This is a genomic window from Actinokineospora sp. UV203, assembly GCF_056323665.1.
Window position 1 is genome coordinate 3,915,143 of the sequence record NZ_CM150484.1, and the last position, 20,807, is coordinate 3,935,949.

General features: G+C 67.4%; 30 protein-coding genes, 1 tRNA gene and 1 other RNA gene. 25 read left to right on the forward strand and 7 right to left on the reverse strand.

Annotated elements, in window-relative coordinates; genetic code table 11:
- Nucleotides 1–21: 21 nt before the first annotated feature.
- On the forward strand, nucleotides 22–1,014 hold the full coding sequence (locus tag ACUZ2Y_RS18510) for an LLM class flavin-dependent oxidoreductase (RefSeq protein ID WP_476320512.1): 993 nt from the start codon (nucleotides 22–24) through the stop codon (nucleotides 1,012–1,014).
- Between the two features lie 10 nt (nucleotides 1,015–1,024).
- Here ACUZ2Y_RS18510 and ffs read toward each other — a convergent pair.
- Together ffs and ACUZ2Y_RS18520 are read right to left on the reverse strand one after the other, a co-directional pair.
- An RNA gene (ffs, locus tag ACUZ2Y_RS18515) (signal recognition particle sRNA small type) lies at nucleotides 1,025–1,119 on the reverse strand.
- Nucleotides 1,120–1,221: 102 nt separating this feature from the next.
- Nucleotides 1,222–1,308, reverse strand: a tRNA-Ser gene (locus ACUZ2Y_RS18520).
- Nucleotides 1,309–1,439: 131 nt separating this feature from the next.
- On the opposite strand from ACUZ2Y_RS18520, the gene ACUZ2Y_RS18525 reads away from it, so the two are divergent.
- Nucleotides 1,440–2,372 (forward strand): tyrosine-type recombinase/integrase, encoded by a 933-nt coding sequence (locus tag ACUZ2Y_RS18525; protein ID WP_476320514.1) that lies wholly within the window; start codon nucleotides 1,440–1,442, stop codon nucleotides 2,370–2,372.
- 359 nt (nucleotides 2,373–2,731) lie between these two features.
- On the opposite strand, the gene ACUZ2Y_RS18530 is transcribed toward ACUZ2Y_RS18525, so the two are convergent.
- On the reverse strand, nucleotides 2,732–3,229 hold the full coding sequence (locus tag ACUZ2Y_RS18530; protein ID WP_476320516.1) for a hypothetical protein: 498 nt from the start codon (nucleotides 3,227–3,229) through the stop codon (nucleotides 2,732–2,734).
- 25 nt (nucleotides 3,230–3,254) lie between these two features.
- Nucleotides 3,255–3,833: a helix-turn-helix domain-containing protein gene (locus tag ACUZ2Y_RS18535; protein WP_476320519.1), complete on the reverse strand. Its 579-nt coding sequence runs from the start codon at nucleotides 3,831–3,833 to the stop codon at nucleotides 3,255–3,257.
- A 172-nt stretch (nucleotides 3,834–4,005) separates the two neighbouring features.
- Here ACUZ2Y_RS18535 and ACUZ2Y_RS18540 point away from each other — a divergent pair, with 172 nt between their 5' ends.
- The 13 genes from ACUZ2Y_RS18540 to ACUZ2Y_RS18600 all read left to right on the forward strand — a co-directional run bounded on the left by ACUZ2Y_RS18540 (nucleotide 4,006) and on the right by ACUZ2Y_RS18600 (nucleotide 11,171).
- Nucleotides 4,006–4,254, forward strand: coding sequence for a hypothetical protein (locus ACUZ2Y_RS18540; protein ID WP_476320522.1), 249 nt, complete (start codon nucleotides 4,006–4,008; stop codon nucleotides 4,252–4,254).
- 326 nt (nucleotides 4,255–4,580) lie between these two features.
- On the forward strand, nucleotides 4,581–4,721 hold the full coding sequence (locus ACUZ2Y_RS18545) for a hypothetical protein (RefSeq protein WP_476320524.1): 141 nt from the start codon (nucleotides 4,581–4,583) through the stop codon (nucleotides 4,719–4,721).
- Nucleotides 4,718–4,996 (forward strand): hypothetical protein, encoded by a 279-nt coding sequence (locus ACUZ2Y_RS18550; RefSeq protein WP_476320527.1) that lies wholly within the window; start codon nucleotides 4,718–4,720, stop codon nucleotides 4,994–4,996. Before ACUZ2Y_RS18545 ends, ACUZ2Y_RS18550 begins: the two co-directional genes overlap by 4 nt.
- On the forward strand, nucleotides 4,966–5,316 hold the full coding sequence (locus tag ACUZ2Y_RS18555; protein ID WP_476320529.1) for a hypothetical protein: 351 nt from the start codon (nucleotides 4,966–4,968) through the stop codon (nucleotides 5,314–5,316). The genes ACUZ2Y_RS18550 and ACUZ2Y_RS18555 overlap by 31 nt, the downstream gene beginning before the upstream one ends.
- A 148-nt stretch (nucleotides 5,317–5,464) precedes the next feature.
- Entirely contained in the window at nucleotides 5,465–5,710 is a 246-nt protein-coding gene (locus ACUZ2Y_RS18560) for a hypothetical protein (protein WP_476320531.1), read from the forward strand.
- On the forward strand, nucleotides 5,707–6,591 hold the full coding sequence (locus ACUZ2Y_RS18565) for a helix-turn-helix domain-containing protein (protein ID WP_476320534.1): 885 nt from the start codon (nucleotides 5,707–5,709) through the stop codon (nucleotides 6,589–6,591). The genes ACUZ2Y_RS18560 and ACUZ2Y_RS18565 overlap by 4 nt, the downstream gene beginning before the upstream one ends.
- Nucleotides 6,588–7,130, forward strand: coding sequence for a zinc finger domain-containing protein (locus ACUZ2Y_RS18570; RefSeq protein ID WP_476320537.1), 543 nt, complete (start codon nucleotides 6,588–6,590; stop codon nucleotides 7,128–7,130). The genes ACUZ2Y_RS18565 and ACUZ2Y_RS18570 overlap by 4 nt, the downstream gene beginning before the upstream one ends.
- Nucleotides 7,127–7,327 (forward strand): hypothetical protein, encoded by a 201-nt coding sequence (locus ACUZ2Y_RS18575; RefSeq protein WP_476320538.1) that lies wholly within the window; start codon nucleotides 7,127–7,129, stop codon nucleotides 7,325–7,327. The genes ACUZ2Y_RS18570 and ACUZ2Y_RS18575 overlap by 4 nt, the downstream gene beginning before the upstream one ends.
- Nucleotides 7,324–7,602 carry a hypothetical protein gene (locus tag ACUZ2Y_RS18580; RefSeq protein ID WP_476320540.1) on the forward strand — a complete coding sequence of 93 codons (279 nt, stop codon included), beginning with the start codon at nucleotides 7,324–7,326 and terminating at the stop codon, nucleotides 7,600–7,602. The genes ACUZ2Y_RS18575 and ACUZ2Y_RS18580 overlap by 4 nt, the downstream gene beginning before the upstream one ends.
- Nucleotides 7,583–8,107 (forward strand): WhiB family transcriptional regulator, encoded by a 525-nt coding sequence (locus tag ACUZ2Y_RS18585; RefSeq protein WP_476320543.1) that lies wholly within the window; start codon nucleotides 7,583–7,585, stop codon nucleotides 8,105–8,107. Before ACUZ2Y_RS18580 ends, ACUZ2Y_RS18585 begins: the two co-directional genes overlap by 20 nt.
- A gap of 731 nt (nucleotides 8,108–8,838) precedes the next feature.
- Nucleotides 8,839–9,675, forward strand: coding sequence for a hypothetical protein (locus ACUZ2Y_RS18590; RefSeq protein ID WP_476320546.1), 837 nt, complete (start codon nucleotides 8,839–8,841; stop codon nucleotides 9,673–9,675).
- Nucleotides 9,676–9,729: 54 nt separating this feature from the next.
- A complete protein-coding gene (locus tag ACUZ2Y_RS18595; RefSeq protein ID WP_476320548.1) occupies nucleotides 9,730–10,533 on the forward strand; it encodes an AbiTii domain-containing protein in 804 nt (267 codons plus the stop codon).
- A gap of 122 nt (nucleotides 10,534–10,655) precedes the next feature.
- Nucleotides 10,656–11,171: a helix-turn-helix domain-containing protein gene (locus tag ACUZ2Y_RS18600; protein ID WP_476320551.1), complete on the forward strand. Its 516-nt coding sequence runs from the start codon at nucleotides 10,656–10,658 to the stop codon at nucleotides 11,169–11,171.
- Between the two features lies 1 nt (nucleotide 11,172).
- Here ACUZ2Y_RS18600 and ACUZ2Y_RS18605 read toward each other — a convergent pair whose 3' ends face one another.
- The gene (locus ACUZ2Y_RS18605; RefSeq protein ID WP_476320553.1) at nucleotides 11,173–11,784 is read right to left on the reverse strand and encodes a DUF4145 domain-containing protein; all 612 of its coding nucleotides are present in this window, start codon (nucleotides 11,782–11,784) and stop codon (nucleotides 11,173–11,175) included.
- Nucleotides 11,785–11,921: 137 nt separating this feature from the next.
- On the opposite strand from ACUZ2Y_RS18605, the gene ACUZ2Y_RS18610 reads away from it, so the two are divergent.
- The 6 genes from ACUZ2Y_RS18610 to ACUZ2Y_RS18635 are packed head-to-tail and all read left to right on the forward strand — an operon-like array spanning nucleotide 11,922 to nucleotide 18,049.
- Complete coding sequence (locus tag ACUZ2Y_RS18610) at nucleotides 11,922–13,112, forward strand: PBSX family phage terminase large subunit (RefSeq protein ID WP_476320556.1); 1,191 nt, start codon at nucleotides 11,922–11,924, stop codon at nucleotides 13,110–13,112.
- A gap of 48 nt (nucleotides 13,113–13,160) precedes the next feature.
- Complete coding sequence (locus ACUZ2Y_RS18615; RefSeq protein ID WP_476320559.1) at nucleotides 13,161–13,730, forward strand: hypothetical protein; 570 nt, start codon at nucleotides 13,161–13,163, stop codon at nucleotides 13,728–13,730.
- A gap of 29 nt (nucleotides 13,731–13,759) precedes the next feature.
- Complete coding sequence (locus ACUZ2Y_RS18620; RefSeq protein WP_476320561.1) at nucleotides 13,760–15,289, forward strand: phage portal protein; 1,530 nt, start codon at nucleotides 13,760–13,762, stop codon at nucleotides 15,287–15,289.
- Nucleotides 15,290–15,310: 21 nt separating this feature from the next.
- On the forward strand, nucleotides 15,311–15,826 hold the full coding sequence (locus ACUZ2Y_RS18625) for a hypothetical protein (protein ID WP_476320564.1): 516 nt from the start codon (nucleotides 15,311–15,313) through the stop codon (nucleotides 15,824–15,826).
- Nucleotides 15,827–15,854: 28 nt separating this feature from the next.
- Nucleotides 15,855–17,789, forward strand: coding sequence for a phage minor capsid protein (locus ACUZ2Y_RS18630; RefSeq protein ID WP_476320567.1), 1,935 nt, complete (start codon nucleotides 15,855–15,857; stop codon nucleotides 17,787–17,789).
- Nucleotides 17,777–18,049: a hypothetical protein gene (locus tag ACUZ2Y_RS18635; RefSeq protein ID WP_476320570.1), complete on the forward strand. Its 273-nt coding sequence runs from the start codon at nucleotides 17,777–17,779 to the stop codon at nucleotides 18,047–18,049. The genes ACUZ2Y_RS18630 and ACUZ2Y_RS18635 overlap by 13 nt, the downstream gene beginning before the upstream one ends.
- Here the strand turns inward: ACUZ2Y_RS18635 and ACUZ2Y_RS18640 are convergent.
- Together ACUZ2Y_RS18640 and ACUZ2Y_RS18645 are read right to left on the reverse strand one after the other, a co-directional pair.
- Complete coding sequence (locus ACUZ2Y_RS18640; protein WP_476320573.1) at nucleotides 18,034–18,282, reverse strand: hypothetical protein; 249 nt, start codon at nucleotides 18,280–18,282, stop codon at nucleotides 18,034–18,036. The genes ACUZ2Y_RS18635 and ACUZ2Y_RS18640 overlap by 16 nt on opposite strands.
- A complete protein-coding gene (locus ACUZ2Y_RS18645; protein ID WP_476320576.1) occupies nucleotides 18,279–18,488 on the reverse strand; it encodes a hypothetical protein in 210 nt (69 codons plus the stop codon). The genes ACUZ2Y_RS18640 and ACUZ2Y_RS18645 overlap by 4 nt, the downstream gene beginning before the upstream one ends.
- A 124-nt stretch (nucleotides 18,489–18,612) precedes the next feature.
- Here ACUZ2Y_RS18645 and ACUZ2Y_RS18650 point away from each other — a divergent pair, with 124 nt between their 5' ends.
- Genes ACUZ2Y_RS18650 through ACUZ2Y_RS18665 form a run of 4 tightly spaced genes read left to right on the forward strand, consistent with a single transcriptional unit; the run spans nucleotide 18,613 to nucleotide 20,799 of the window.
- On the forward strand, nucleotides 18,613–19,233 hold the full coding sequence (locus tag ACUZ2Y_RS18650) for a hypothetical protein (RefSeq protein WP_476320579.1): 621 nt from the start codon (nucleotides 18,613–18,615) through the stop codon (nucleotides 19,231–19,233).
- A gap of 3 nt (nucleotides 19,234–19,236) precedes the next feature.
- The gene (locus tag ACUZ2Y_RS18655) at nucleotides 19,237–20,115 is read left to right on the forward strand and encodes a major capsid protein (RefSeq protein ID WP_476320582.1); all 879 of its coding nucleotides are present in this window, start codon (nucleotides 19,237–19,239) and stop codon (nucleotides 20,113–20,115) included.
- On the forward strand, nucleotides 20,112–20,393 hold the full coding sequence (locus ACUZ2Y_RS18660) for a hypothetical protein (RefSeq protein ID WP_476320585.1): 282 nt from the start codon (nucleotides 20,112–20,114) through the stop codon (nucleotides 20,391–20,393). The genes ACUZ2Y_RS18655 and ACUZ2Y_RS18660 overlap by 4 nt, the downstream gene beginning before the upstream one ends.
- A 4-nt stretch (nucleotides 20,394–20,397) precedes the next feature.
- Nucleotides 20,398–20,799 carry a head-tail connector protein gene (locus ACUZ2Y_RS18665; protein ID WP_476320588.1) on the forward strand — a complete coding sequence of 134 codons (402 nt, stop codon included), beginning with the start codon at nucleotides 20,398–20,400 and terminating at the stop codon, nucleotides 20,797–20,799.
- Nucleotides 20,800–20,807 lie beyond the last annotated feature (8 nt).

Consider the following 20,807-nt stretch of genomic DNA (forward strand, 5'->3'; position numbering starts at 1 on the left):
CTTAGAGCGTTGCACTGTGTTGTGCCCACCGACGTCCCCCTCTCCGTGCTCGACTTGGCGCCCGTCGCCAGCGACTCCACCGAGACCGCCGCCCTCCGCAACAGCCTCGACCTCGCCCAGCGCACCGAGCGCCTCGGCTACCACCGGTACTGGGTGGCCGAGCACCACAACATGCCCGGCATCGCCAGCTCCGCGCCCGCCGTGCTGCTCGCGCACATCGCGATGGCCACCTCGACGCTGCGGATCGGGTCGGGCGGCGTGATGCTGCCGAATCACCCGCCGCTCGTGGTCGCCGAGCAGTTCGGCATGTTGGAGGCGCTGCACCCGGGCCGGGTCGACCTGGGCATCGGCCGCGCGCCCGGCACCGACCAGGTGACCGCGCGGGCGCTGCGCCGTTCGACCGGCCAACTCTCGGTCGACGACTTCCCCGAGCAGCTCGCTGAGCTGTCCAACTACTTCACCGGCCGGGACTCGAACGGCATCACGGCCGTGCCCGCGCTGGGCAACCAGCCCGCGATGTGGCTGCTCGGCTCCAGCGGCTACAGCGCCCAGGTCGCCGGGCTGCTCGGCCTGCCGTTCGCCTTCGCCCACCACTTCAGCTCGGAGAACACGCTGCCCGCGCTGGCGCTCTACCGCGAGCGGTTCCAGCCGTCGGCGGCGCTGGCCGAGCCCTACGCCATGGTTGCCGCGTCGGTGATTTGCGCCGACGACGACGAGACGGCCCGTGAGCTGGCCCAGCCGGGCGCGCTGCAGTTCCTCCAGCTGCGCAAGGGCACGCCGGGCCGGATGCCGACGCCCGCCGAGGCCGCCGCCTACCCGTACACGGACATGGACCGGCTGTTCATCGACGACCGGCTGGACTCGCAGATCATCGGCGGCCCGGACACTGTCCAGAAGGGGATCGCCGACCTGCTGGCGGCGACGAGGGCCGACGAGCTGATGATCACCACGAATGTGTACGACCACGCCGACCGGGTCCGCAGCTACGAGATGGTGGCCAAGGGGCGCGAATAGGACCCCGGGCAAAAGGGGACCCCGTGCACCTGCCAGAGCCCGCTTATCCTTGCTGCCTTCCGGCCCTGGGGAGGTTCGCGAGATGAACACCGCACGGGGTCCGTCGCCAAGTGTACCGGTCCGCCGCGGCGGCCTGCCGAAGACCCTGTTCGCCCACACCGGTGAAAGCGAAGAGCCGGTCACCACTGGTGACCGGCTCTCGCGGTGCGGAGGATAGGGGATTTGAACCCCTGAGGGCTTTTACACCCAACACGATTTCCAATCGTGCGCACTAGGCCACTATGCGAATCCTCCAACGCGGAGAGGGTACCGCAGGGCTGTTGACCACCCAAAACGGGTGGTCAGACGCCCCTCGCGCCGAGTGCGCCAGACCCCGTGTGAGCAGGCACAGCGCTCGGTGACGACACGATTAGAGGGTCTGTGACATGGGGACGACGAGCACGAACGCCGCAGTGTGGGCCATGCTGGCCGAGCGGTGGCAGAAGACCATCCAAGCCAAGAACCTCTCCAAGCACACGGAGAGTGGATACCTTCGGACCGCCCGCAGGTGGACCGGGTGGCTTGACGCGCAGGGGTTGGACCTTGAACCCGACGACGTCGAGGCTCACCACATCGACGACTTCATCGTCGACATCATCACGTCGACGTCGGCCGCCAACGCCGCGCACAACTATCGGAATCTCCGGGTTTACTTCGCGTGGCTCAAAAAGCGGAAGCAGATCAAGGGAGCTAACCCGTTCCTCGAAACCGATCCGCCTCAGCCTGACGAGAAGATCACGCACCTGTTGAGCGATGCCGATCACGCGGCATTGCTGTTGGCGTGCACGGGCAAGGATCTACAGGCGTTGCGGGATACCGCCATGATCTTGATGTTCATCGACACGGGGATGCGGGTATCCGAGTTGCATTCGTTGCTCGCCGATGACGTGGACTTGCACACCAAACGGCTAACGATCCGGGGCAAGGGCGGCAAGGTCCGAATGGTTCGATTTGGTGCTAGCACGGGACTCGTGTTGGCTCGCTACCTCAAGGCGCGCGCTAAGCACCCGCTTGCCGACGTCAGCCCGGCATTGTGGCTCTCACGCCGAGGCGACAAGCCGCTTAGCATCGCCGGGATTCAGACGATGCTGAAAAGGCGCGGAAAGCAGGCGAACATTACGGGGTCTGTGCACCCGCACCGGTTCCGTCATGGTTTCTCGCACCGGTGGAAGCAGGCGGGCGGGAGTGAGCACGGCCTCATGGTCATTGCCGGATGGTCGTCGACCAAGATGCCCCGCCACTACGGCAAAGAGGCCGAACAGCAGCGCGCGCTCGACGAGCACGAGCGCCTCTCGATCGTCGACAATCTGGTCGCCTGATCGGTGACAGGGGCGCGCTGTGCTTGGGGTATGGCAGCAAGTAAGAACCTCACCCCGGCGCAGCGCGCCCTACGTAGCTCAGCCGCCGCCCACGCATCGTGGGCGAATACGTCCGATAGGTCCACTCGAACCGAACCTGCACGGCGCGCCGCACTCGCGCGATTCGAGCACCAAGTCGACCCCGATCACGTATTGACCGACGACGAGCGGGAGCGGCGCGGGCTATCCGCACGGCGCGCGTACTTCCGCAGCTTGGCGCTACGCAGTGCACGGGTACGCAGCCGAGGCCATGGCGGGTGAACACGGACGGTCTGAGCGAACGCAACGGCCGAGGCGTATGCACTGGGTTTGATCTTGTGTCAGGCGCCGGGCTGTTGCTGGTTCAGGTGTCTCGCGGCGTTCCTTCGGAGGTCGGCGAGCGACCGTCGAACGACCCCGTTCGCGACGGTGCGGAGGTCGGCGTAGTCGGCGCGCGTCAATGCGAGGACCCGCGTGTACAGCGTGCGGGTATCGACGATGAGTTGTTCGGCGATGTCGTTCGGGTCGTCTGTCCATCTGATCGCGTCGGCGAGTTCAGCGGGAATGATCAGGCGTCGGGATGCGATGGTGTGGACCCGGCGTTCGAGTCGGGTATCAAGCCAGTCGACGCCGCAGTATCCGAGGATGTCGTCGCGGTGTTGGTGGTGCACGATTTCATGAGCTGTTGTGCATCGAGCTTCTGCTTGGGTCAGGTCGGGGTGCAGGCGAATGATTCCGGCGCGGTAGTCGCCGAATCCCCGGACCGCGCGTGAATAGATGATCTCCGCGCCGAGGATCTCGGCGTGGTCGTGCGGGTCGTAGCACTTCCCCCAGTGCATCTTTCCCCCAGTTTGCCGCCCGATGTCAGGCGCCGCCTTCGGGGCCGTCCGGGTCTGCTAGTTCCTCTACGTCCTCTTGTGTCCCCAGTTCGCCGCCGGGCAGTTCCTCGTCGGTGATCCACGCGCGTTCTTGCTGATCTCTTAACCTCTCCCCACTGGGACTGTCGGCCACCAGGTGCAGAGGGTTAGCGGCCTCGCGGGTGGTCCTGGTCACCCGTTGCAGTCGTTGATCGTCGAGGGCGTCGGCGAGTTCTCGGGCGAAGTCTCGGGGGTCGCGCGCGGCGAACTCAAGATCGGTATATCGGCGCTGGACCTCACGCAATAACTGGCTGACCGAGAACGGTTCCAGTGACGGCCGCCGGTCGGTTCGGAGCATCGCCTCGTCGGCGGTCAATATCTGGGCCTCGACGAACACGAGCAGCACGGGGACGTCGAGGGCCGCGGCGATGGCGCGGGCGTTTTTGGTCGAAGGGACGGCGCCGGTGTCGCGCCAGTGGCCGATGCGACTCTGGGACACGCCCGACTTACGGGCGAGGTCTGCGACTGTCCATTTCCGCTTGTGGAGTTGGTCTTCGAGGTACCGCCACCAGGGGTTCAAGGTCATGAGCCGGAGTGTAGTTCCGCGTGCGGAACTACGTACACCCCACGTTCGTCGGGGTCCTGTTTGCCCTGCTTGCGTGCATGGAAGCGTTGAAACGCGGGTGACATCGGCCGTAGTGTTGATCCCGTAGGCGGACGTTACGTCCGCCGACGGAAGCATTGGGGGATGTTTTGTGTTGACCGTTCGTGTGCGTGTCCGGGTGGATGCGCTCGACAAGATCGCCACCTGCCGGGGTCTGAGATCGCGGTACGCGATCGCGAAATGCCTCGGTGTCAGTCAGTCCACCGTGGGGCGGGTCCTCGACGGTGAGCAGTTGCCCGGCAACCCGTTCATCGCCGCGACACTGCACAAGCTCGACGTGTCGTTCGATGACGTGTTCACCGTCGAGGCGACCCGCGCGTCTGGGTCCGGGGTCGCCGCGTGAGCGCCGCGAGTGTTTGTCTCCACGCGCGTGATGCCCGTCTTGCTGGGTCGGACATTGCCGGAGGTGATGTCCGATGACGGCGACCGTGGTCAACGGGGTCGAGGTGCTCGCCGACGAGCCGACCGAGGCCGCGATGCGGGACCGGGCGGGCAAGCCGGTCGTCTGGCAGCAGACCCGCACCCTGCTACTCGCCGACGGGCGCACCGTCTACGGGTGCGCGCATTGCGACTACACCTCGGACAACGTCCGTTCGATCCGGCCGCACCTGAACAAGCACCGCGGCGCCGTCGAACCCCGAACACGCCGACCTCGGCGCGCTCGGCGAGGTGACGCTCGCCGAGGTGCTCGCCCGGCTTGCCGACCGCGACCAGGTCGCCGCCGACCGCGACGAGTGGAAGACGCGGGCGACCCGCGCCGAGCGGTCGCTGGCCGCGTTGCGCCGGGCGTTGAAAGGGGTCGCGACGTGACCTCGACCGCGCTCGTGCCGACCGGGCGGGTGGTCGTCTGCTGTTTCGACCACAACCCGGCCGGTTGCTGCGACCCGGAGGACTGCGGCGGTTGCTGCCCGGAGTGCCCGACCTGCCCGACCGTGCAGGCGTGGACCTCGGCCCATCGCGCCGCCGAGGCCGCCGCGCACCGCGCCCTGTTGGCGCTGCTCGCCGAGTGGGTACGCGATGTTCACGCCGACCCGTATCGGTGGGAGGTGCCGCCGTGGTCGACCCTGTCGACCAGCTCGCCCTAGCGTTCGCCGACCGCCGCGCCGGGCAGGAAACGAACCTCGCCGCAGCCAGTGCCGTACACCGGCGCTACCGAGACGCCGTCGAGGCCGTGCTCGCCGACCTGGTCGAGTCCGGGCGGCCGTTCACCGCCGACGACGTGCGCCGCGGCGTGCCCGACGACGTAGACGCCGAGGCGCACTCGCCGAACGTGTTGCCGTCCGTGCTCGGCATATGGGCCGCCCGCCGGGTGATCGTGCCCTGCGGCGAGTACCGCAGCCGACGCCGCACACGCCGGGCAAGCCGCAACCGTGTCTGGATCGCACACATACGTCCGATCGGGTGACCGAACGCCGTTTTTGACAACTAGTCAAAAGAACGCCTGCCGGCCCGCCTACCGTCCACACAGATTCCACGCCGTCACCGACCAGGCCCGTTGGGTGCTGGCGCGATGACGCACGCCCGTACACGCCGCATCCCCAGGGGGACAACACATGTTGCGTACACGCACGCCCATTTCCGCCATGCCCGCGACCGGGACACGCCGACTCGACGCGCTCGCCGTCGAGGCCGCCCTCCGCAGTCGCCGCCCATACCGGTCATTGCCCGCGCCCGAGGCCGCCGAGGTTCTGCGCATCCTGCGCCGCCGCGGCGACACCCTCGACCAAGTCGCCGCCCTGCTCGACGCCGACCCGCTCGACATCGGCGCCGCCTACACCGCCGCGGACGGTTCGGCATGAGCGTTCAAGCGATGCGATGGGCCGCCGAGCAGACAGCGGGCGGACCCATGTCGAAACTCGTGCTGTTCGTGCTTGCAGAGCACGCCAACCGAGACGGTCGCGCGACAACGTCGGTGGCCACCCTGGCGCGGGAAACCGAAGCGTCGGAGCGGACGGTCCGCCGTGCCCTCGACGCGCTCGCCGAACGCCACCTGATCGCCCGCGCGCGACGCCAGCGATGCACCGGCGCCGACACCTCGAACGTCTACCGGCTCACCGTCGACGGTCCATCTGAACCGGTCACAGTGGTCCCCGCCCCGGTCGGTCACGGCGACACCCCTACTGGACACAGTGACCCCCGCCCCGTGCCACAGCGACACCCGGCCCCTGCCACAGCGACACCCCACGCGGGGGTCACAGTGACACCCCAATGTGAACCGGAAGTACTGAACCGAACTACGGAACCGAAAAGCAGCGTCGCGGGTGCCCGCCCGCGAGGCACGGCCACCGTCGCGGAACTGTCGGCGACCGCGGTTCGGCCCGATGCGTACCGGCTCGTCGCCGAGTGGCGCGAGCAGACCGGCGCCGCTTACCGCCCGGCGACCGTCCGGGCACTGGCCAAGGTCGCCGACGGGCTGCTGCGCGATGGGGGCAACCCGGCCGCGGTGCGGGCCGCGCTCGACGAGTGGCACCGTCGACCCGACGCCCGCCCCGGCCTGTTGCCGCACTTGTACGACGACGCGGTCAAGGCCGCACACCACGCGGCGAACCCGCCGAGCCGACCGGCGGCACGCTCGACCCGCGGCGACAAGGTGCGCGGCTGGTTGCAGCTCGCCGCAGAAGCCGATTACGCCGAGTCCGACCCAGTCGAACGGCTCGCCCTCGGCGGGGGCACTCGGTGAACCGCGCCGAAGTCGCGACCCTGCTCGGCGCCGCATCGGCCGTCGACCCGCGCATCCCACAGCCCGACGGCGACGTGCTGGCGATGTGGGCCGCCATCCTCGACGACGTCCCCGCCGAGGTCGGCGCCGACGCCGTGCGCAAGCACTACCGGCGCCACGCCGAGACCGTCATGCCTGCCGACATCGTCGACCACTGGCGCACCCTGCGTCGCGCCGAAGTCGAACGGCGCTACCAGGCCGAGATCCACGAACAGGCTGCCGCTCGCCGACTCGGCGACACCAGGCTGCGCGCCATCCGTGACGGGGTCACCCGCGTAACCGCCGCGCTCGCCGTCACCCGCGGGGTCGACCCGGAATACGCCGAGGCCGAGGCCGACGTCCGCCGAGCGTGGCTCGCCGTCACGTGCGGCTACTGCCACGCCCAACCCGGCGCCCGATGCACCGGACCCGGCGGGCGCCCGCTCACCAAGACCGCCGCGCACCCGGTCCGCCTCGCCGCCGCGTTCGCCGCCATGACCGACCAGGGGGAAACCGCATGACCAGCACCAACCCGACCGGCCCCAACGAGGGCCAGGGCGCCGAGCGGCCGGTTGTCCGCGAGTACTGGACGACCACCGCCCAGATTCGAGCCGACATCGCGCGGCCGACCGGTCGCGACCGCCGCCGCGCGCACGGGCCCCCCGGCGCCTCAGCGCCCCGCCCGGCGCGCGCGGCCGTCGAAGGGGTCGACCGATGAGCGCCGAGCGCCTCGGCGAGCCGGTCGCCGTCGAGCCCAACCGGTCAGGTCGCCTACGAAAATGCCCTTTCGTTGGGGACCTCGGCGACGCCGTCGAAACACTGTCCACAGTGGCCGAAACCCTCGACCGCGCCCTCGATCACCATCGGCGCCGCGACGAACACGAAGCCGACCTCGCCAACAGGCCGCGGGTCCACTGGTCGCCGATCACGCTCGCGCTCGCCGAAGCAGTCGACAACGCGCGGAGGCTCCGTGATGACTTTGCGCCTGCCTGAGTGGCGTACCCGCGCCGCGTGCCGCGGTCGGTTCGGTGACCTCGACTTCATCGACCCGCCCGCCGAGCAAGTCGACGAGTGCCGCGCCCTGTGCGCCGGGTGCCCGGTCGCCGAGCAGTGCCTCGCCGAGGCCCTCAGCACGGGTGAGGCGTGGGGCATCTGGGGAGGACTCGACGCCGACGAGCGCGAACGGCTCGCCGAGCAGACCGGCGACCCGGCGCCCGCCGTCCGCCCCGGCCACGGCACGAACAGCCGATACGCCAAGCACGGCTGCAGATGCGACCTGTGCCGCGAGGCGCATACGGCCTACGACCGTGAACGCCGCGAACGCAACCGGGCGCGGACGCGCGATCCGTGGGGACCGCCGATCATCCTCGGAGTGCCAGTGCGCACCGGGCGCGTATGGGCTTGCAGGGGGCAGTACGTGCTACCTCTGCCCGGCATACCCTCCCCGCGCGAGGCCGCGCCTGATCGAACGCTCGTCGCCGCGGTGCACGCGGCATAGGGTGAAGCGAACGGAATCAGCACAGGTGCGTATCGAACCGTCAGAGGCGTGACCTGGGCGTACCCTTTGACGCTTAAGCGTCAAGAGGTACTAGAATAGGCGATATCGGAAATCATCACCTTTGATGTTTCCGTTACTGCGAGCGAATACGCTCGCGGGGAAAGTGTGGGCGACGGCCCGATCGCAAGGTGCGGCTAACACCTACGGCCGGGCCGCCGCCCGTGTGGGGTTACCTCCTACCGCGCAGCAAGCGAGCAGCCAAGCGGAGCGCCCCGGCGAGCGGCCTTGTCCACGTGGCAAGGCCGCTCGCGCCGAGGGTGTCGGCAGTCCAGCCGACGGCGTCCACCCCCAGCGCCCACCCGTCCAACAGGCCAGGCAGGTCACGGCGATGGTTACCGGAAGGCATCCCCTGTCGATCGAACATCGCACCCTTTCTCATTCCCCCGCGGCACCCCCGACGTTCGGAGGAAGTAACTCCGCGAAGGAACGTCGAGTGCCTCCCAACACGAGAAAGTTGCAATGTGATTGACAATCGCCATTAAAGAGCGCGGGATCGACTTCCCGCAAACCGTCACTCTCAGACGGACCCCTCGCGCGCGTGCCCGCGTGCGCGCGCGTTTGGAAGTTTATCTACCGGATCTTGACAGTTAAGAAGCACCAAATTGGCAGTGATCTTTGTCTCATTCTGTGTGCGCGATTTGGCGGTGACATCAGGGTTCCACGCTCAGATCGTGACCCCTTGCACCGTTCCGTCCTGTGCCAACCCGACCGATGTGTACGTGTGCGGTATCTGCCTCGGCCGACTCCGCACCGACCTACTTGACGTCGCCGACCTGGTCGACGAACTCGACACAACGGTCGCACGGCAAACTCGCACAGGCCCCCGGCTCGGCTCGCGTCCCGCTGAGACCGGGCTTCCGTTCAACAACGGCGCCGCCGAGGTGCGCGACGACCTGCGCAACGTTCTGTCGACGTGGGTGCGTGACCTCTGGGAAACGAATGGGCTGCGGCGCGCGGAGCCGACCGGGATGACCGCGCCGGACGGCTCGCCGGTGAAGGTTGCGAAACTCGATCCGCTCGACCTCGGCGACACCCTGCCCGAGATGGCCGCATGGTTGCGCCGCCACCCGACGTGGGTCGAGTACCACCCGGCCGCAGGCGAGTTGATCGACGAGGTCAGCGACGCCGTCGACCGCGCCCGCCGGGCGGTCGACCTTGCCCCGGCGCGGGTGTACTGCGGGCCGTGCCCGGACTGCGGCGCCGACCTGTACGCGGTCCCCAATCGGGCGACCGTCGGGTGCCGGGAGTGCGAGGTGCAGCACGACGTCGAGGCTCTGCGCGCCGCGCTGCTCGACGCCGCCCGCGGACATCTGGCGACAGCGGCCGAGGTCGCCCGCGCGTTGCCGAGGCTTCTCGGCCGCGAGCTAGCGGCGAATACCGTGCGCACGTGGGCGCGTGCGGGCAAGATCACCCGCCGCGAACCCGACGGGCGCGGCCGACCTCGGTACCTGCTCGGCGAAGTGATTGACGTCGCTCTCGCTACACCGATGCGCACTCGGCAGAGCTGAGACTCCCGGCGATGCCCGCATCGTCCTGTCGGCCCGTGGCCCCATACTGGGCTGATGAAGGCCCGTGACCGCGGTCTCCTCAGCGAGATCGAACAGGGTGCGCTAGATGAATCCGTCCCACTGGCACCCCTGCTGCGTAAATGCATCGCACTTGGCGGTCGCGCAAGTTCCATCGAACTTCGCGACTGGGCACGCCGGGAACTCAACGGCTATGTCAACGGCGACACACTGCCCGAATATCGAAAAGTTGCCGCCGGAATTTGCATTGACGGCATTAGAGGAAACTACAAGATGACCGGCGTGCCGATCAGCCCCATCGATCTCCCTGATTTCGTCAAAGAATCAGGAATCGGCGAAGGAGTGAACCTTCGAATGGGCATCGGAACAATATCCGGTCTCGCACGCAGCGGTGAGGACACGAAGATCTCACTTCCCGAGGGCGCCTCGATCGCGAAGGTCATGAACTCCGAGATTGGCGACCCTTACCAGACGATCCACAGTGTCTATTGGAAGATCAGCCCGGTCGCCTTTGGCGACGTGGTAGACCAGGTGCGGACCGCGCTAACTGAAATCGTGGCTGAGCTGATGGGGTCAATGGCCGACGGACAACAAGTGCCCACCAAAGATGCGGCCGATATGGCTATCCAATACATCATCACAGGGAAGCGTAACACTCTCAATGTGGTGAACGCTCAGGCATCGACCGGCGGATCGAATACAATTACACCGGCCGCTAGTGCGCCGCCGGACTCGTTTTGGCGACGATGGAGGAAAAGGGGAATCTTTGTCGGCATCGCGACGGTGGTCGCTGCCGTGGCTGGCGTCGCGACATGGCTCGACTGGCTGCCGTGGGCGTAGCGGCTCCCTTTGTCACCCACAATCAGCAAGGTGTGCTTAAACTGGTGATCAGCAGCGGGTGAGCTGTACCCGCACCAAGATCTAGGCAGCCTCGGACCACCCCCAGGGTCCGAGGTTGTCGCATGTCTACGGCGGGCGAGGTGATCGCCGTGCCTCGAATCCTGGTCACCGACGCCGACCGCGACCAGGTGCGCGCCCTGCACGCTGCGGGCAAGACGCGCAACGACATCGCCCGCGCGTTGAACCGCTCCCCGTCGACGGTCACCGGCATCGCCCGCGCGCTCGGCCTCTCGTTCGACCGCACGGCGACGGCCGCGGCCACGCACGCCCGGCAGGTCGACAACCGCGCCCGCCGGGCCGAGATCGTCGGCCGCCTCTACGGCCGCGCCGAGCACCTGCTCGCCCGACTGGAGGCAGAGCGCTACTCGTTCACCGCGACCACCGTGCACGGGATCGAGACGAAGTCGCTCGACCACGTGCCCGCCCAGGACGAGAAGGCCCTCGCGTCGGCGACCTCAACCCACCTCGGCGCCGCCGCCCGGCTCGAACAGATCGACGCCGACAAGGGCGCCGACAATGCGCGGTCAATGCTCATGACCCTGGGCATGGCACTCGGTATCACGAACCAGCCACTGTGAACTATGGCGTCGCATTCCTTTGGAGTCGAGCATTGCGGCGTCTTTCAACCCTGGCTGGCGACTGAAAGACTTCGAGCAACACCTCGTCCATCAATCCGAGTACTTCCACGGCGTCTTCCTTCGTTACGGTGGCCACAAAGTCGCCATGCGCCATCTCATTCCCAAGGTACCTAATCTCATGAGCCGCCTCGCGAACATGAGGCCGAATCAGATCAGCCTTATGCATTTCCTCAATTTTGCTCGCAAGCACACCTGAAGTGATACCTTTTTCTTTGGCTGTTGCCTCAACCACGGATCGCGCCAATTGGACGGCGGCGCGCAATGCTCCTACCTGTAGGCACTTGTGAGCCTCGGATGCGGCCTCTGCGACATGGTCCGGTACGTCTTCGAATGACCTGGGCGACGAGTGATCGTCGGGAAGCCAACACAACTCGTCATCGACATGAGCAAAGAAGTGCTGAACCTCGTTCGGGCTGAGTTGCGGAATCTCGTGTGCAGGCCGACGCGTATACGCGATATTCAATTTCCTACAGTGGTCGCATCTGTAAACCGCCATCGCAAATGTGTGATCCGGCCCGTCGTCAACGACGGCCGTCGCATCCGCATAGGTCATGTTGGAAAATCTGGTACACCATCCACAAACTGTGCTCGCCATAACCCTAGATCATAGGCCCCGCGCATTCAATGATCCAACTAGATATGCCTTTGTCACCGAAACAAGTCAACTCGCTGCGCGAGTCGAGCACCCGCGTGTCGATTTGGTCGGGCGCCATCCGATCCGGCAAGACCATCGCAAGCCTGTTGCGTTGGTTGATCTATGTCGCTTCGGCGCCCCGCGGTGGGCAGCTCGTCGTTGTCGGCCGCACCCGCGACAGCGTCGCGCGCAACGTGTTCGCCGTGCTCACCGACCCGTCGCTGTTCGGTTCAATCGCCGAGCACGTGCACTACACCGCGGGGGCGCCGACGGCGCAGATCCTCGGCCGCACGGTGTACGTGCTCGGCGCCTCGGACAGCAAGGCCGAGAAGGTGCTGCGCGGGCTCACCTGCTGTGGTGCCTATGTCGACGAGCTAACCGTTATCGCACAGGACTTCTTCGTGCAGTTGCTCGGCCGCATGAGCGTTCCGGGCGCGCAACTTTTCGCCACCACGAACCCGGATTCGCCCGCGCATTGGGTGAAGCGCCGCTATCTCGACCGGCTTGACAAGCTGCCCGACTGGCGCTCGTTCGTGTTCGACCTAGACGACAACCCCGCACTATCAGAGTCCTATAAGGACTCGATCCGGCGCGAGTACACCGGGTTGTGGTTTCGTCGGTTCGTGCTCGGCGAGTGGGTCGCCGCCGAGGGCGCCGTGTTCGACATGTGGAACCCGGCCGATCACGTCGTGCTGTGGGCCGACCTGCCGGACATGGCGCGTCTATTGGCCGTGGGTGTGGACTACGGCACGACGAACGCAACCTCCGCGGTGTTGCTCGGTGAGGGTGTTGACCACCGGCTATACCTTGTCGACGAGTGGCGCCACGATCCGGCGCACACACAGGTGAGACTCACCGATACGCAGCTGTCGGCTGGTCTGCGCGACTGGCTCGACCGTCCGCATCTCCCCCGCCCGTCGGCGCTACGTCCGGAATGGATCGTGGCCGACCCGTCGGCCGCGTCGTTCCGGGTACAGCTCCACAACGACGGGGTGACCACCCAAGCCGCCGACAACGACGTGTCATACGGCATTCGGGTCGTCTCGTCGCTGCTCGCCGAGAAACGCCTGCGGGTCGCCGACCGTTGTACCGGGTTCATCGGTGAGGCGCCCGGCTACTCGTGGGACGACACCGCCACCACCAAGGGCACCGATGCCCCGATCAAGGTCGCCGACCACAGCCTTGACGCAGGTCGCTACGCAATCACCACCACCGAAAACATCTGGCGTAGTTCACTCCGTACCTGATTCAGCCCCAGCTTCCAGTGTCGGCGCCGTGCGTTAACTTCACCAACTATGACGCAGAGCACTTGGCTCATACTTGTAGTGGCCGGAATTCCGGCCCTGGCCTCGATCGTCGCAGCTGTAGTTGCAGGCGTGTTCGCATTAAGAACTCGACGAGCCGACGCGGAAGCGCAAAAAATGCGTGAACTCGAAAGCCGAATATCAGACCGCAAATACCAGGTATACGAGCCCATGCTCAACCTCATGCGAGATATTTTCGCGCAGAAGCCAGCGCACAAACAGACGGACCTAGTGGACAAGCTCCAGCATTTTGCGACATGGATCGCGATTTACGGCTCGGACGAAACGATCAAGACCTACCATAATTTTATGCAGGCTACCTACAATGATCCACCGGCCGTCATCCTACTGCGCCTATACGGTGACCTCATACTGGCCGCCCGCAAAGATATGGGCTATGCCGATACGGTGGTACAACGGGAACATCTCCTGGGGATGCGCATTACCGACATCTACAAATATCACGACGCGATTGACCCCTCATTCGAAGAAGTATGCGAGCGCCTAGCTTGGAAACCCCCTTGGCTTTCTGACGACATTGCTCCACATCTGGAGGATTAACTTCCGCCAAATTGCATATGGGGGTGGGTATGAGCCAATGGCCCCCGGTGCCATTCAACCGCGCTGCGACCCGGATGCGCGAGTGGGACGCCTGGTATGTGGGCAAGCCCGAGCAGCTCGCTGCGTTCTACGCCAATAGCCCCACGGTGCACGCACGCCCGTCGCAGTACTGCGGCGGGCTCGTCGGTGCCGTGTCCCGGTTCTTTTGGGGTCGACCAGTCACCCCCCGCGGACAGCAACGAACCCGGCTTCATGTTCCGCTTGCCTCGGACATCGCGACCGCGTCGGCCGACTTGCTATTCGCCGAGCCGCCGCGCATGACCGTCGAGGACACCGCAGCGCAGGCCAGGCTCGACGAGATCGCCAACACCCCGGCCGTGCACAGTGCACTACTGGAGGCCGCCGAGGTCGCCGCCGCACTCGGCGGGGTCTACCTGCGGGTGGTGTGGGACGCCGACGTTCGCCCGCACGCGATGCTCGACGCCGTCGACGCCGACGCCGCGGTACCGGAGTGGCGTTGGCGCGAACTCGCGGCGGTGACGTTCTGGCAGACCCTCGACGGCACCGACGGGGCGACCGTGTTGCGCCACCTCGAACGGCACGAGCCCGGCCGCATCCTGCACAGCCTGCACATGGGCACCGACGACGAACTCGGCCGCCCCATCCCGCTCACCGAACACCCATCGACCGCGTGGGCCGCCGACCTGGTCGACGCCGACGGTGCGATCGGTACCGGCACCCCGCGGCTCACCGCCGGGTACATTCCCAACGTCCGCCCTTCACGCGAATGGCGCGGCACCCCGGCACTAAAGCCGTTGGGGCGCAGCGATTTCGACGGTTCCGAGCCGTTGCTCGACGCGCTCGACGAGACCTATTCATCGTGGATGCGTGACGTTCGGCTCGCGAAAGCCAGGCTCATGGTGCCCGCCGGGTACCTGCAACCCAACGGCCCCGGCCAAGGCGCGACGTTCGATGACGATCAAGAGGTGTTCACCGAGTTGAACATGCTCACTGGGCGCGGCGAGGGGTCGCCGCCGATCACCCCGTCGCAGTTCGCGATCCGGGTGCGCGAGCACCGCGAGACCGCCGAGCAGATCACGCACGACGTGTTGCGCGCCGCGGGGTACTCGCCGAGCACGTTCGGCGAGACCAACGGCGGGGCGACCGGCGTCACCGCTACCGAGGTCGTCGACCGGCGTGAACTGTCGGAGACCACCCGCGACAAGAAGACGCGCTATTGGTCGGCCGGACTCGGCTCAATGACCGGCGCCCTGCTCGACGTCGACGCGCACGTGTTCGGCAGGCCCGGCGCGGTGCTCGACACCGACCCGGTTGTGTCGTTCGGCGACCAGGCGCAACCGGACCCCGAGAAGCTCGCCCGCACCGCGCAGGCGTTGCTCGCCGCCGAGGCCGCCTCGACCGACGTGCGGGTGCGGATGGTTCACCCCGAGTGGGACGACGACCAGGTCGCCGCCGAGGTCACCCAGATTCACGCCGAGACCGGCCGCGCCGTACCTGATCCAGCGACGTTTCGGTCGCTCGCCCCTGGACTAGCCTAGGTACCTTCTTGCGGAGGTCATGTGGCGCAGTCGGTGAGTTACTGGGAAGCCTGGTCACTGTGGTGGTCAGGGCAAAAGGTCGATGGTACGAATATGTTTGGCGTGCCTATGCTGTGGTGGGCGCGCGCTGGGAAGCTCGCCCAGTATTTCGGTGGGTTAATCGTAGTGCTCGATCTTATCGGGCCTGCCAGGATTGAACGCTTTTCTATATCGATCAGCAGTCGCCCGGTAAACCGCCAGCGGGCTAACTCCTATTATCCGCTGTTCTGGCTCTTTGCAACATTCGTGCCCGTCGTCTGGTTGTTCCGGATTCTCGTGGTCAAAGATGAGATCAACCCGATCGAGATAGCGGTTGCATGGATCGTGGTTGTCGGCGGGTTCATCTCTAGCGCTTTTCGGATAGTCCCTCTCTATCTTGATCGGTTAGTTAAGCCAGCGGTCTGGATATTGCGCGCGAAAGAATCCAGCCATCCGGTCCGCTGGTTTGCATTTGCGCTAATTACGTTCGGCTTTCACCTCGACCTACTGGGTTCATAAGTTCGGCAGTGCTCGCGGAGGTGACTCCGTGGCCTGGACGCCTGAAGTTGGAGGTAATCCGGGCGAAATCGTCGAGCAACTCGCCCGCGACCTGCTCGCCGTGTTCACTGCGGCCGAGGCGCGGCTGCTCGGCGACATCGCCCGCCGAGCCCGCGCCGGGCAGGACATCCCCGAGTGGGCAGCGGAGAAAGCCGCCGCGGTCCGGGAGGTCCGCCTAGCCGCCGAGCGGATGCTCACGCAGCTACGCGCCGAGGCCGGTCCGGCGGCTGCTGAGGCCGTGCTCGCCGCGTGGCAGGCAGGCGCCGCCGCCGCGCTCGCCCAGCTCGCCGACCTCGGCGCGCTCGACGACGAGCAACTGCTCGCCCTGCGCGACGTGATCCCCGGCATGGACGCCGCCGCCCTGCTCGCCGCCGACCTCACCTCACGACTCGACGCCCTACACCTGCGGGTCCTCCGTTGGGCTCAGGACGCCTACCAGGTCGCGGTCGCCGCCGCGGCACCCGCGCAGCTACTCGGCACCGGCACCACCCGCACCGCGCAACGCGCGGCGTGGGACCGGCTGGTGTCCGACGGGGTCACCGGGTTTGTCGACCGGTCCGGCCGCGGCTGGAATCTCGCGTCCTACGTCGAGATGGCGACCAGGACGGCGACGGCGCGCGCGTGGAACGACGGACACCTCGCCCGGCTCGACTCGCTCGGCGTGAACCTGGTCACCATCTCCCGCACCACCGACGGATGTGCCCTGTGTTCGGTGTGGGAAGGGCTGATCCTTGCCCGCACCGGCCCCGCAGGTTCCCGCACGGTTGAGAACGAGCTGACCGGCGAGCCGATGCGCGTCGAGGTCGCCGCGACCGTCGACGATGCGCGCGCCGCCGGGCTCATGCACCCGAACTGTCGCCACACCTGGCTGCCCTACGTGCCCGGCGTGACCCGACTGCCCGAACCGGCCGAGCACGACCAGCGCGCCGAGGACGAACGCGAACACCTGCGCGCGCTCGAACGCAAGGTGCGCAAGGAGAAACGGAAAGAAGCCGCCGCGCTCATCCCCGCCGAGGCAGCCCAGGCGCGGCGCCGAGTGCGCGACCTTCAGGCCGAGATCCGCGAGCGCGTCGACGCGACCGGGCTCAACCGCAAGCGACACCGCGAGCAGCTCAACCTCGGCCACGGCACCCTGTCCGCCGCCCGCAAACGGCGCGACTACGCCGCCGACCAGGTTGCCGAGGGCACCGCCGAGCAGGCGCGCCTCGACGCCGTCGCCGTCGAGCAGGCGCACCGGCGCGAACGCGAGCGACTCGCCGCCGAGCAGGCCGAGCGCGACCGCATCGAACGCGAGCGCGCCGAGGCAGAACAAGCCGAGCGGGATCGGGTCGAGCAGTTCGCCGCCGACCTCGCCGGGCTCACCGACGACGAACTCGCCGACCGGCTCGCCGAGGTCGCCGACGACGACGCCCTCGTCGGCGCCGTGCTCGCCGAATTGGAACGCCGAGAGGCCGTCGACCAGGCCGAGGAAGACGACCCCAACGCCGAGAAGTGGGCCAAGGTCGACCGGTTGGCCGAGCGGGGCCAGGACTACGAATCGGCCTACGCCGAGGTGTTCGGCGTGGATATCGAGCGGGTGCGCCGCGACGATGCGATCGCGCGTCTACGCGGTGAGGGCTACCGCGGGCGCGGGTTCGACGAGTTGGCGCGCGCCGCCTACGCCGACGCGCTCGAACGCGACTACTTCACCGCCGAGGCAGCGACCAACGGGTACCTGCTGACCGCCGAGGGACAGCGAAAGGGCCTCAACCCGCGGGACCTGTGGCGCCGCAACGAAACCTATGCGCGTCGATGGGCCAGCGACGAACTCAAACAATGGTGGGACGACCACGGTAGGCTCACGTTCGACCAATTCACCGCCGAACTTCTCAGCGGTGGCAACGGAAAGCGGTTCCGCACGGGGGGTGAGACGTGGCTGCAGTAACAGCCGAGCAGGTGCGCGCCGCGCGTGCCGAGGGCTATGCCGCCGGGTATGCGCTCGCCCCGACCATGCCCAACCCCTACGCCCCGCCCCACGTTCCCGTATGGGAAGGGCCGCGCACGCCCGCCGAGCGGGCCGCGGCATACGAGCGTGACCGGCGCGCGCGGATGCTCGCTGGGGTGTGGCGCCAAGGTCACCAAGACGGGCTCGCCGCCTACGGGCGCGACCGCGCCACCTCGGCGCCCGGTCAGTCCTCGGACTGAGTCCGGGGGCGACCACCACCGGCGCCGCGCCCCGGTAGATCCGCCCGCCATCGCGTGATCTCTTCAAGCCGCTCACGCGCCCAGCCGGGCACACCGTCGACCTCGACATCGGGCGCCGGAAACGCGAGAGGCGCGCCCGCCGGGTAGCGAGCGCGCCACTTGTCGACGGCATGACGGGACACGCCGAGCGCCTCGGCGAGCCCCTTCACACCCAGGTACGCAGTCACGCTCACGCGAGCATCATCGCGCCCGCGGCGTCCTCCCGCGTGAACAACGCGCCGACCGGCTCAGGCCAGCAGAACGCCACCTCGGCGACGACCGCCGCGGGCGCCTCGGCGACGTCGCCGAACAGGTCGCCCTGACCGGCCTCGGTCGCCTCGGCAACGTGCCGACGCAGTGCCTCGGTCCGGCGAATCTCCGTGGTGTCGAACAGCTCCATGTCGAACCCCTCTCAAACGTTGTCCTCGTTGTCGACAACGTTAAAGGTCGACGCAATCTATGTCCAGATTTTCGACGAAGTTCTTAGGTGCTGTGAGCACCGCCACATCACAGGAGGTCATCCCTTGTCCGCACCGACCCCGACCGGCGCCGAGACCGCGCCGACGACAGCGACCGAACCGGCGGCACCCGCCGAGGTCACCGCAACCGAACCGGCCGCAGACTCGACAACCGGCGAGCCCGGCACGTCGACCGCGCCGAGCCCGGCACCCGACGTCGAGGCGTTGCGCGCCGAGGTCGCCGACTGGCAGAGCAAGGCCGAGGGCGCGCAGCAGTCCATCGTCGACAAGATCGCCGCCGCGCTCGGCATCGCCGAGACCGGCGAGACACCGACCGTCGAGCAGGTCACCGAACAGCTCACCGCGGCACAGCGCGACGCGCGCGAGCGCGCGGTCGACCTGGCCGTGTACCGGGCGGCACCGACCGCGGGCGCCGACCCCGACGCACTGCTCGACTCGACGACGTTCCGGCGCCGGGTCGCCGACCTCGACCCCACCGCCGACGGGTTCGGCGACAAGGTCGCCGCCGCCATCGCCGACGCGGTCAAGGCAAACCCGCGCCTTGCCACGGCACCGATTCCGGCGCCACGTAGCGGCGGGCAGATCACCGGCGGCTCACCAACCGGTGACGACCTCGGCTCGCTCAGCGTCGAGGACTACATCAAGCGCACCCGAAAGAAGGGCTAACCCATGCCGAACCAGCTTCTCACCGTCGACGTGATCGCCCGCGAGGCAATCGCCACCCTGTACGAAACCGCCGTCATGGCAGGACTCGTGCACCGCGACTACGAAGGCGACTTCACCGGCAACAGCGGCGACACCATCACCATTCGCAAGCCCGCCGTGTTCCAGGTGAACGAGTTCAACCGGGCGACCGGAATCGTCCTGCAGGACACCGTCGAGGGCTCGACCTCGCTCACCCTGAACAAGGTCCCCGACGTGTCGTTCGCCGTCACGTCCGAGGACTGGTCGATGAAGATCACCGACTTCGGCGAGCAGTTCCTCACTCCCGCCATGGAAGCAATCGCCCAGTACACCGACCGGCTTGTGCTCGGCCTGCGCGCCGACGTCACGCAGTCCGTCGATTACGACCCAGCCGCGGCGAACGTGTCCGACGTGCTGATCGACGCCGGGAAGACGCTCAACGACGCCAAGGTGCCGACCGCACAGCGCCGCGCCGTGGCCGACACGACCCTTACCGCACTGTTCCAAAAGGACCCGCTGTTCGTGCAGGCCGACCAGGTCGGCGACAACGGAACCGCACTGCGCGAGGCGTCGATCGGCCGCAAGCGCGGTTTCGACAACTACATGTCGCAGAACGTCACCGACGGGGTGAGTCTGGCGTTCCGACGTGAGGCGTTCGCGCTCGTCACCCGGACCCTGCCCCTGCCGCGGGGTATCGGCGCCGGACAGGGCTCGATCGTGAACTACAAGGGCATGGGTCTGCGGGTGATCTACGGCTACGACATGACGAAAAAGCAGGATGTCGTGTCGATCGACTGCCTGATGGGCGTCAAGACGCTGGACCCCAAGCGTGCGGTGCTGATCAAGCGGAAGGCGGGCGCGTGATGATCGCCTACCGCAACACCCGTACCGACGAACTGCACGCACCCGAGCCGGGGTCATGGATGGCGCAACGGCTCGCCGACCTGCCGGAGGTCTGGCAGCCGGTCGAGGTCGCCGACCCGGTCGAGCCCGGCTCGCCGAGCGGGCAGCGTCCGACGAAGACCGCGCGCAAGGCCGACTGGGTCGACTACGCCATGTCCCGCGGCTACACCCGCGACGACGCCGAGTCGCTCACCCGCGACGACCTCGCCCGGCTGCTCGACGACCAGGACCAGGCGTAGCCCGATGCGGATCTACGCCACGACGACCGACCTCGGCGAGTACGCGGGCGCCGAGGTCGTCGACGACGACTCGCCGAGACTGCTCGCCCGCGCGTCCGAACTAGTCGACTCGCTGCTGCTCGCCGCGGTCTACGACGTCGACGCCGAGGGCTACCCGACCGACGCGCAGGTACGCGACGCCGTGCGCCGCGCTACCTGCGCGCTCATCGAGTGGTGGCACCAGACCGGCGACCCGACCGGCGCCGACGCACGGTTCGTCGAGTCACAGATCGGCACGGTTCGGCTCAAACGGGCCGACGGTGCCTCGGCCGAGGTGGCTCCCGCCGTCGTGCGCATCCTCAGCACGGCCGGACTTCTCGCGCACTCACCGCTCGCCCCCGACCGTGGGCTATACGGCGCGCCATGACGGGAGGC